The 10,373-nt window shown below is 63.2% G+C and carries 9 protein-coding genes and 1 pseudogene; 7 read left to right on the top strand and 3 right to left on the bottom strand.

Annotated features, from left to right (window positions below):
• Positions 1 to 235: pseudogene (locus VIG90_RS10880) on the top strand (hypothetical protein); the annotation flags it as partial.
• A gap of 27 nt (positions 236 to 262) precedes the next feature.
• Here the strand turns inward: VIG90_RS10880 and VIG90_RS10875 are convergent.
• Positions 263 to 1,048 carry a helix-turn-helix transcriptional regulator gene (locus tag VIG90_RS10875; RefSeq protein WP_331593539.1) on the bottom strand — a complete coding sequence of 262 codons (786 nt, stop codon included), beginning with the start codon at positions 1,046 to 1,048 and terminating at the stop codon, positions 263 to 265.
• Positions 1,049 to 1,214: 166 nt separating this feature from the next.
• Here VIG90_RS10875 and VIG90_RS10870 point away from each other — a divergent pair, with 166 nt between their 5' ends.
• Positions 1,215 to 2,456, top strand: a complete 1,242-nt coding sequence (locus VIG90_RS10870; protein ID WP_331593538.1) for an MFS transporter — start codon at positions 1,215 to 1,217, stop codon at positions 2,454 to 2,456.
• A gap of 130 nt (positions 2,457 to 2,586) precedes the next feature.
• Positions 2,587 to 2,766 (top strand): hypothetical protein, encoded by a 180-nt coding sequence (locus tag VIG90_RS10865; protein WP_331593537.1) that lies wholly within the window; start codon positions 2,587 to 2,589, stop codon positions 2,764 to 2,766.
• 215 nt (positions 2,767 to 2,981) lie between these two features.
• On the opposite strand, the gene VIG90_RS10860 is transcribed toward VIG90_RS10865, so the two are convergent.
• Positions 2,982 to 3,734: an aspartate/glutamate racemase family protein gene (locus VIG90_RS10860; RefSeq protein WP_331593536.1), complete on the bottom strand. Its 753-nt coding sequence runs from the start codon at positions 3,732 to 3,734 to the stop codon at positions 2,982 to 2,984.
• Between the two features lie 120 nt (positions 3,735 to 3,854).
• On the opposite strand from VIG90_RS10860, the gene VIG90_RS10855 reads away from it, so the two are divergent.
• Both VIG90_RS10855 and VIG90_RS10850 read left to right on the top strand, forming a co-directional pair.
• A complete protein-coding gene (locus VIG90_RS10855; RefSeq protein ID WP_331593535.1) occupies positions 3,855 to 4,655 on the top strand; it encodes an SDR family oxidoreductase in 801 nt (266 codons plus the stop codon).
• 448 nt (positions 4,656 to 5,103) lie between these two features.
• Complete coding sequence (locus VIG90_RS10850) at positions 5,104 to 7,509, top strand: TonB-dependent receptor (protein WP_331593534.1); 2,406 nt, start codon at positions 5,104 to 5,106, stop codon at positions 7,507 to 7,509.
• A gap of 93 nt (positions 7,510 to 7,602) precedes the next feature.
• On the opposite strand, the gene VIG90_RS10845 is transcribed toward VIG90_RS10850, so the two are convergent.
• The gene (locus tag VIG90_RS10845; RefSeq protein ID WP_331593533.1) at positions 7,603 to 8,391 is read right to left on the bottom strand and encodes a helix-turn-helix transcriptional regulator; all 789 of its coding nucleotides are present in this window, start codon (positions 8,389 to 8,391) and stop codon (positions 7,603 to 7,605) included.
• A gap of 142 nt (positions 8,392 to 8,533) precedes the next feature.
• On the opposite strand from VIG90_RS10845, the gene VIG90_RS10840 reads away from it, so the two are divergent.
• Together VIG90_RS10840 and VIG90_RS10835 are read left to right on the top strand one after the other, a co-directional pair.
• Complete coding sequence (locus VIG90_RS10840) at positions 8,534 to 9,604, top strand: Rieske 2Fe-2S domain-containing protein (protein WP_331593532.1); 1,071 nt, start codon at positions 8,534 to 8,536, stop codon at positions 9,602 to 9,604.
• Between the two features lie 31 nt (positions 9,605 to 9,635).
• The coding region (locus VIG90_RS10835) for an SDR family NAD(P)-dependent oxidoreductase (protein WP_331593531.1) at positions 9,636 to 10,373 on the top strand (738 nt) is incomplete at its 3' end.

Raw genomic sequence — 10,373 nt, 5'->3', positions numbered from 1 at the left:
CTGGAATCGCATGAGCCAGTTGCTGCCGCTCACGCTCGTGGGGCAGATGATCCTTTTTGAGACCATGTTTGCTCTTCTCTACGGCTTCCTTTGGGAGCGCCGCCTTCCGACAGCCTTTGAGGTTGCGGCTCTGGTCCTGGTGGTCGCAAGTGTCGTGTCCTGCATCAGTGTCCACACCAAGGCGGCCCGCCGCCCGTCAGCCCCCGATTATGTGCCGTCCCCCAGCGGAATATGACCTTCCCTGCCCGGGCAGACGGCGGCATCAGAACAGGTGACTGCCGCCGGGCGCCCGGTAATGGCTTGGGGAGACGCCCAGCATGCGCCTAAACATCGTCGAGAAGTTGCCCGGGCTGTCATATCCGAGATCGAGCGCAACGCTGGTTACGGCCTCACCCGCCGCCAGTTTCGGGAGCGCGACCGACAGGCATGCCTGCTGGCGCCACTGGGCAAAGCTCATGCCGGTCTCGCGTCGAAAGATGCGCGTGAAATTGCGCCGGTTCATCGACAGGGCGTCGGCCCACTCATCGATCGTGGCGGATGCATTCGGGCTGTCGAGAAAGGCATGGCAGCGTCTCGCCAGCGCCGGATGTGCCGGAAACGGCACCGCAAGCGGGATGAGCGGGGCCTGGCTGATCTCGGCCAGCAGCAGCTTCACAACCAGCCCGTCGCGTCCCGCCTCGTCATATTCCGGCGGGATTTCGGCTGCTGCGAGCAGCAGTTGGCGGAGCAGGGCCGTCACGCCGACGACCTCGCACGTGGGCCCCCGGCCCGGACACAGGCCCGGCTCGATCAGCACGCTGCGGGTCTGGACGGCACCCACCATGCGCACGGAATGAGGCGTGCCGCCCGGTATCCACACCGCCCGCTCGGCCGGCGCGACCCAGGAGCCGTCCGGAGTGCTGACGGCCATAACCCCGCTCGTGGCGTACAGGAACTGGCTGCGTCGGTGAACATGCTCTGCCAGTTCAAAGGACGGCGGGAACGCATGCCCCATCGCCAGAACCGGGCGTTGCACCTCGTCATTCTCGTCGGGCCGGAAGAGTGCCACTATGTCCCACCGTCATAAACGAATGACCCATATATAGAAGCAGGCGTAAGGCGGCCATGCTAGATGCAAGCCTCGACACTGGACCAAAGCGCGCAGCCAGATCCGCCTACAGCGTCACCACGCTGAGGAACGGATCCAGGCGCCGTCAGACAAGCGAGCCTCGACCGTGACCAATTCCACCGTCGGCATTGCCGAAGCGCCCACCGTATCGGCAACCACGCCAGCCACGCCTGCTCAACAGGGCCAAAAGCTCGTCGTGCAGGTCGTGGCGGCGGTGGCGATCGCGCATCTGCTCAATGACCTAATTCAGGCGGCTTTGCCCGCCATCTTCCCGATGCTGAAAAGCCGGTTTCATCTGACCTTCAGCCAGATCGGGCTGGTGGCGATGGTGTACCAGATCACCGCGTCGCTGCTTCAACCCTGGATCGGCCTTTACACCGACAAGCACCCGATGCCCTATCTGCTGCCCCTCGGCATGGTCGTGACGCTTCTCGGTATCGGAGGGATCGCGCTGGCGAACAGTTATGAAATGCTGATGCTGGCAGGGGCCGTCATCGGCGTCGGGTCCGCGACCTTCCATCCGGAAGCCTCGCGCATCGCCCGCATGGCATCGGGTGGACGCTTCGGGACGGCGCAATCAGCCTTTCAGGTGGGCGGCAATACCGGCTCGGCGATCGGCCCACTGGTAGCCTCGGCCATCATCCTGCCGTTCGGTCAGACAGCCTTCGGCTGGCTTGCCCTTGGCGCCCTGGCCGCGATCTGGACGCTGTTCTTCGTGACGCGCTGGCGGCTGCGGCTCCCGGAAACACATCCCAGCAAGAGCGCGGCCTCGCAGGCCTCGCCCTACGACAAGGTGACGGTCATCCGCGCCCTTGCAGTTATCTCCGTGTTGATGTTCGCCAAGTTCATCTACATCGGCTCGATCACCAACTACTTCACTTTCTACCTGATCGAGCGGTTCGCAATCACCGTGCAGCAGTCGCAGTTCTATCTGTTCTGCTTCCTTGCCGCGGTCGCTGCCGGCACCTTCTTCGGCGGCCCGGTTGGCGACCGGATCGGCCGCAAGGCGGTGATCTGGATCTCCTTCCTCGGCATTGCCCCGTTTGCGCTCATGATGCCGCATGCCAATCTGTTCTGGACCGCTATTCTCGCAATCATCATCGGCCTTGTGCTGTCGTCGGCTTTCGCGGCACTGGTGGTCTATGCGCAGGAGATTCTGCCGGGGCGCGTGGGCATGGTGTCGGGCGTGATGTTCGGCCTGATGTTCGGCATCGGCGGCATCGGCGCTGCCGCACTGGGGCGTCTCGCCGATGCCTATGGCATTGTCTGGGTCTATGGCCTGACAGCCTATCTTCCGCTGCTCGGCTTTGCGACCGCGCTCCTGCCGCGCACGGGAAAGCGTCGGTAAGCACCTCCGCTCACGGCCTGCGGCTGAGCGGTGAGTCCCTGCCGAGCCCGGCGGAGCAGACAGGGCGAAGATCCCGCAGCCAGGATCAGGCCGGGCGCGCCTCGATCAGCGCTTCCGGTGCAAAGGCGCCGTGGATATTGCCCAGGATCCGGTTGCGGAACAGCGTCTTCGGCGCGGCCTCGATCGTTCGTCAAAGCGCATCGTGGAGCGGCGCCCCGACCTCCTGCGGCAACTCCTCTGCCGCCGCCCGGATCCCGGGCCACACCTGATGAACCTTCAGCAGCAATGCCTCGCCTGCGGCACCGAATGAAGTAATCCGCTCCCGTGCATCCGCTCCTGGGGTGCTCTGCCCCAGGCCCTTCCTGAGCATCTCGGCGACCGTCCGGCTGGCGGCGGAGTGCGACAGGCCGCAGGCCGCTGCAATCTAGCGGATCGAGCTTGGCCCTGCGGTCTCGAGACGGCGGATGGCGGGGGTAAAGCGCAACCGGCAATTGAGGCCCCGATCGGGGCAGGCGGCGATGACGGCTAAGGAACGACGTGTCGAAGCGCCGGCCCGACGGCCACTGGATGTTGCCTTGTGCGCGCTTCGACCAGACGCCGTAACTTGCGTGCGGCCGCATGGGGCGTGGTCAGCACCGGCTCGCGGCGCTGGGATGCGACCAGCGGCGCGGCCCGGGCCATTGAGAACTGGCCGATGATGAGAACATCCACGTCCGGCATGTCGGCCGCAGTCTTGGCAATCAGGTGGTCGTGTCGCGCTGTGTCGCCGGCCTGTAGGGCATCGAGAGCACCGGTGGCGATTGCGCCCTCTATCCTGGGCGCCGCCTGCCCCCGCTGTGCCGCCATCGCTTCCATTTCATCGGACAGAGGGCGAAGCGAGCCGGCAAAACTGAGCAGAAGCCCGACGCGTCCCCCGCCCTTGGCCTGTCTGCAGAGATCCAGGGCTTCATCGAATGCGCCCTCGTTCGGCGCCAGGACAGGAATGGGAAGGTCGGCCTTCACCCGGTCGATCGCAGGACCGAAGGCCGAGCATGTGAACAGGATGCCAGCGGTCGACTTCTGCCCGTCCGAGGCCAAGGCGGCATAGCGGCCAAGGCTCAAGAAGCGCTCGTGGATGGCGGGCGTGATCGCGCCAAGCGCGGCCAGGTCGGGTGCGAGGCTGTCATCCAGGAGATTGTTGATGACAGCCTCCGGCCACACCTCTGCCATGGCTGCGCTGGCCGGGGCGGGCGACTGGGCAAGGGCACTGATCAGCGTAATCCGCGGGGCTGTCGGCATCGTCTCGTCACTCGCGCCAGAATGGGGGGTGGATACTTGGGCAGTTTGCTCTGTCGCCCGAATCTTTGCAAGTATACGCTAACTTAGAAGGGCGCGCGGGTGCCAGACGGGGGTGGCGGGATGCTGAGACTGGACGGACGAGTGGCCCTGGTCACGGGGTGCGGTTCGAGCGGACCGGGGTGGGGCAATGGCAAGGCCATCGCAGCGCTGCTCGCCAGGCAAGGCGCCGCTGTCTACGGGGTGGATATCGACTTGGGCGCCGCCGCGGCAACAAGGGAAGTCATCGAGCAGGAAGGCAACAGCATACACATCTCTGTCTGCGACGTGACTGATGCGGCGCAGGTGGAGGCCCTGCTGACGGATTGCGAGGACCGGTTCGGCCGGCTGGACATCCTCGTCAACAATGTCGGCCGGTCTGAGCCTGGCACGCCCGCGACGATGGACGAGACCGTGTGGAGGGAGCAGCTCGATCTCAACCTGACCAGCGCCTTTTCAACGACACGTCGCGCTTTGCCGATCATGGTCCGGCAGGGCGGCGGGGCGATCGTCAACATCTCCTCGGTGGCCGGCATGCGCTGGGTAGGCAAGGACCAGGTCGGCTATGCCGCGGCAAAAGCGGGTCTGGTGCAGTTTACAAAGGCCACCGCCGTTGCCTATGCCCGCTACAATATTCGTCTCAACTGCGTGGTGCCGGGGCTGATGCTGACCCCGCTTGTCCAGCGTTTGGCGGACCGATACGCCGGAGGCGATTATGAAGGAATGGTCGCCAGACGCCATGCTCAGGTCCCCATGGGTCAGATGGGCGACGCTTGGGACGTGGCGCATGCAACTCTTTTTCTTGCCTCGGATGAGGCAAGATACATCACCGGCACGGAGCTTGTCGTGGATGGCGGCCTGACGGCCTCGACCGGACAGCCCTGATCTGGAGCGTGGGCCCGGTGCACCCAGCGCCACATCTTGGAGGCGACCGTTTTTGGGACACGACGCTGTGTTCAGGCCCGCCTGCCGCCAGATATGGCCCGCGCGCGGTCGAGCGCAGTCCTCTCCGCCGACACGGACGTCCGGTCAGCTCCGACCGGCCTGTAAGGTCAGTATTTTACTAAGTGAGTTCCCACTGAAAAATCGGGGGGGATGTCTTACGGCCCTAATCGGCTGCGCTATACTTCCAATCCTAGATTACGAAAATAAACGGGGGAGGCTTGGTACGATGACGATACTGCGTAAAAGAGCATGGCTCGCCAGTGTAGCTTTTTCTGTCATTGCCAGCCCTGCCTTAGGGCAGGAGACCGCGCCTCCAGGCAGTCCGGCGCCTCGGCAGCCGGCTGCGGACGCACCGGCTGGCCAAGCAGGCGGGCCGGACGTCAATGCCATGCGCGAGATTGTCGTCACTGCCCAGCGCCGTGAGGAGCGGGCACAGGATGTTCCCATATCCATCAGCGCCTTTTCCACCGAGCGGCTTGAGCAAATGAATGTCAGCCAGCCTCAGGATCTCTACGGCACCGTGCCTTCGCTTGTGGTGGGGACCCAGGGCGGTGCAAGCCGTGATGTCCAGTCCTACTCTATTCGCGGTCAGTCGACGGGCTTCCTTTCGTCGCCCGCCGTGGCGCTATACATGAACGAGGTTCCGCTTCCGTCTGCAATCACGCTCAATCTTCAGGGCGGCCCTGGCATGATGGTTGATCTGGAAAATATCCAGGTGCTGTCCGGGCCGCAGGGTACACTGTTCGGGCGGAACACAACGGGCGGTGCCGTCCTGTTCGTGCCGCGCAAGCCGACAAACGAGCTTGAGGGCCATGTGGAGGGACGCATCGGCAATTATGACCTGCGCGGCGTCGAGGGTGTCCTCAACGTCCCGGTTGTCGACGACAAGCTGATGGTCCGCGTCGTTGGCGCCTATCAGGACCGAGAGGGCTATACGCGCGACCTGGTCTGGAACAAGGGTCGGGACGATGTGCACTGGTATTCGGGGCGCATCGGGGTCACGCTGAGACCGACGGAGCGCCTGGAGAACTATCTGATGGCTTATGGTGCCAAGTCATCGAACAATGGCGCAGGCCATATTCACAAAGGGTTTAATATCCCCGGTCTGCAAGGGGTCGGGTTTTGTGCTGATCCGCCCGCATCACCGATCCCAGGCCTGGGCGTCTCTTGCGACGTCTATCGTCGGCAGACGGAGGTGGCAGAAGAGGCGGGGCCCCGGAAAACCCGGCACAGCGTGGATGGTTTCAGCAAGATCAGCATGTGGGGCGTCACCAACACGACCTCCCTTGATCTGACGGACGAGCTGACGCTGCGTAACATTGTCAGTTTTCAGAAGTTAAAGGTCAACTATGCATCCGATCAGGACGGCACGCCGCTCCAGCAATACGAACTGAACCAGAATGCCCCCAATCCGGACGGACCGGTTGCGGGACTGACGGAATATGGCCTGCCGTTATTCGGGTATATCAATGCCCAGGAGCAGCTGGACTTGCCCCGGGATTACCTCAAGCAGTTTACCGAGGAAATTCAGGTCCAGGGCAACATGCTCGAGGATCGCCTGACGTTCACGGCGGGCTTCTTCCACTTCAATGCCAAGCCGGCGGGTATGTGGGGGTCAGCAGCGGTAAACTACTGTCCGGCACAGTTCACCGGGGCGTGCGTCTACAGCCTCTCGAACAGCGGCGTCAGCAACAAGTCGAACGCGCTTTATGCTCAGGGGACCCTGGACTTCGGGGCCTTTGCGCCATCCCTCGAGGCACTGCGCTTGACGGCGGGCTATCGCTATACCTGGGATACGATCCGGGGCTTCAATCGTACCTGGGATCCGGATGTGACTGCAGGTACGGCCGACTGCCTCATCGGCGGCCTGACGCCGGGAGAGGTGCCGTTGGATCAGGTTGAGCGCTGCACCTACCGTGCCAGCCTCAAGAGCAAGGCGCCGACCTGGAACGTTGGTCTGGACTACAAGCCGGTCGATCAGCTGATGGTCTATGCCAAGGTCAGTCGCGGCTACAAGGCGGGCGGGTTCAACACCGTTGCCGTCCGGCCAGAGACCCAGACCTTCGATCCGGAAAAGCTCACCACCTATGAGGCCGGTTTCAAGTCGGATTGGTATCTGGCTGACATGCCGGTCAGGCTGAACATCGCCTATTACTATTCTGACTACACAAATATCCACCGGCCAACCGGCGACTACAATCCGGTCACGGGCGCGGCCGGGGCAAAGATCGCCAGCGCCTCAGCGTCGATCCAGGGGTTTGAAGCCGAGGCGATGATCCGCCCCACGACGTGGCTGGAGATCGGAGGGTCGCTCAGTCATACCGATGCGGATTACAAGGTGTTCCAGGAGGTTGTCTTTGCACCGACCCAGGCCTGCAACGGGCTGGTCGCGCCGGGCGGGCTGGCCGACTTTGCCTGCAGGCCGTTCCAGTTCGTCACGCCCTGGATCTACAGCGTCAACGCCACCTTGACCCTGCCGGTGCCGGAGCAGTTGGGAGAGGCCTCTCTTTATGTCAGCTATTCTCATGTGAACGAGCAGGCCACGGCCCCAATGGCCAGCACCGCGACGGAACCAGGCTCGATCCTGGAGGGCTATGGATTGCTGAACGCCTCGCTCAGCTGGAACGGCATTGCCGGCTCGAGTGTGGACGCGGTGGTGTTCGTGAACAATCTTACCAACAAGCTCTACCGGGTCAGCAACTCCAACGGGTTCAATGACCTGCTGACCTGGACCACGCTTTATGGCGAGCCCCGCATGTACGGCCTGAAGCTGCGCTACCGCTTCGGCAACTAAAAACTGCGGATGTGGCCGGCTTGTTGCCAGATTAACTGGCCGGCCACAGATGGCTCTGCAACTGGTGCAGACATTGCCCGGCAGCGCAGGGGTTTAACCGGGCGCATCCGGGCTCCGGCTGTCTTCCCCGGAACTCTCCAACTGATCGGTGCGCCATTCGCGGGTCGCGGCAATAATGTCCAGCGGATGGACGAGCATGAGAAGACCCGTCCAGTCATAGGCCTCCATGCGTGCGGACTGGTCCTGCTCGACGACCAGGTGAATGTCTTCCCGCAGGGCTTCGAACATCGCCATGATGCGGGCGCGTCCAGCCTCGCTCACGCGCACCATGTCGAACACATAGCGGGCATCATCGGAGCCGAAATTCATCCCGAGGAAATACTGTTTCACGGTTTTCTCGAAAGTGCCGGAGAGCGGTCCGCCGCGCCGCCAGAGCACCGTCCGGCGGGTGCGGGCGCGCAGCCTGCCGTTGGGCGCGACATCGACAAGATCAAGGCGGCTCAGCCGCTCAAGGTAACGCTCGAGCCTCTCGCCCGTCAGCCCGAAGTCCTGCTCCAGATCCTGCCGGCGCGCACCGTGAAGGATGGCAAAGAACGTCAAGGCAAGGCCGCGGTCAGCAGCAAGCGTGCGCTCCTGTGCCAGCGTGAACGTGTCCGGCTCATCGCCATAGGAGCGACTGATCAGGTCGCGCAGATCGAGCCCAGTGATGGCGCAGATCTGGTCAAGCCGGGCCAGGGTCAGGCCTTCCCCGCGCAGCCAGCGCCTGACGGTAGGCTCAGCGACGTCGAGCTTGGCTGCAAGCGCGCCGGCGCGCAGGCCCTGCCGTTTCAACTCGCGGCGCAGTTCATCAAGGATGGTCGCAACGCCAGGCCGCTCGATCATGGTTTTCTCCATACGATCACTGAATGATCGAATAAGATCATTTTGTGATCAAGTACTGCAAATCCGTATTGATGGCCAAGGTCCGTCACCGCATCAATCAAGACAACAAAAATCATGTGAAACAGTCGAGGGAGGCGAGGCGATGGCCGGATCTGCAGAGTACGGACTGGGGGAATTCACTTATCCCCGGGGCTGGTTCATGGTGGCGCGCAGCAGCGACGTCGAGGCGGCGCCGGTCGCGCTGCACCTGTTCGGTCGCGAGCTCGTGCTTTACCGCGGTGAGTCCGGGCGGGCTTTCCTGCTCGATGCCTATTGCCCGCACATGCAGGCCCATCTGGCCGCGCAGCAGACATCTTCCAGCGGGGCGCGACGGATCGAGGGGGATTCGATCCGCTGTCCCTACCACTGGTGGCGCTTCGGACCGGATGGCCGCTGCAATCACGTGCCCTATTTCGATGGCGAGATTCCGCCGGCGGCCAAGGTGCGCGCCTATCCCACCCAGGAGCGCTTCGGCTGCATCTTTGCGTGGCACGACCCGGAAGAGCAGGAGCCCGATTTCGAGTTGCCGTCCATTCCAGAATGGGATGATCCGACATGGGTGCAGTGCACTTTCGATGACCTCGGCACTCTGCCGATCCATCCCCAGGAGATTACCGACAACCTTGTCGATGCCCGCCACTTTGGACCGATCCACGGCCAGAGACTCATGTTTTTCCGCTCCGATTTCGATGGGGTCGTTGGCCGCCAGTACTCGGGCGGCGGCCATGAGACGATGGCCCTGAGGGACGAGGACGTGCTCGACGTGGATGCCTTCTACCAGGGCCCCGGCCTGCTCGTTGCGCGCTACTCGGGCGACACGGATGCGGTGCAGATGATTTTCCACACGCCCAGGGACGATGGCGCCACCCAGGTGTGGCATGGCCTGATCACGCGAGGGACGAGCGCACCGCCGACGGACGCCGACATTGCGTTGCACAGGCAATATCACGAGGTCGCCCTCGGGGCGTTTACGCAGGATTTCGCGATCTGGCAGACCAAGGGACCAGCGATCCACATTCTGCGCCTGCCCGGCGATGGCCCCTACCATCGCGGACGGGCATGGTATCGCCAGTTTTATAATCCGCGCGCGCGTGCCGCCGAGTTCCAGGGGAGGGCAAACGGTTCGCACGAAACCAAAGGCATCCCCACACACCGGCAGAGCGCAGCCGAGTAACACATCAATTTTTGAACGGGAGACTAGAGAAATGAAGCAGGATTTTCCGGAAGGCGCCGTCATTGTTTTTGGCGGCAGCGGGGGCATCGGCAAGGGCGTCGCCCTGGAATTTGCCAAGGCCGGCACCAATGTGGCCATCTGCTATCGCTCGAAGAGGGACGTTGCGGAAGCCACGGCTGACCAGATGCGCGCGCTGGGCGTCAAGGCCAGCATCCATCAGGCGGATGTGCGCAACCGGGACGAGCTGCAGGCCGCATTTGACGGCGCGGTGGCCGAGCACGGCCGCATTCACTCTGTCGTCTGGGGGGCAGGCCCTATCGTTGCTCAGGTCAACATTGCGGACTGGACCGACGAGCAGTTCCGTGCGTCCATGGAAATCGAGGTTTTCGGCTTCTACAACGCCGTGAAGGCGGCAGTCCCGCACTTCCGCAGCAATGGCGGCGGCTCGTTCGTGCACCTGGGTTCGGCCGGACATGACTGGTGGCCGCACCTGGATGGCCTGTCGGTTGCGCCCAAGGCCTGCAACGAGGCGCTCATCAAGGGCATCGCCAAGGAAGAAGGCGTGCATGAGATCCGGGCCAACTCGATCCTCGTCGGCGTGATCGATGCGGGCCAGTTCAAGGTCGGTCAGGAGGAAGGCTACTTCGACGAGAACTGGGAGCGCGAGGTCAAGAAGCTGCTGCCGATCAAGCGCTGGGGCAAGGCGGAGGACATCGGTCAGGCCGCGGTTTTCCTGACCTCCAATCGCGCAAACTACATCACCGGACAG

It is taken from the genome of Pedomonas sp. (genome assembly GCF_036515995.1).
Taxonomy (GTDB): Bacteria; Pseudomonadota; Alphaproteobacteria; order Sphingomonadales; family Sphingomonadaceae; genus Pedomonas.
Note: the sequence above shows the minus strand (reverse complement) of the source record. Positions and strands in the feature narration are given on the sequence as shown.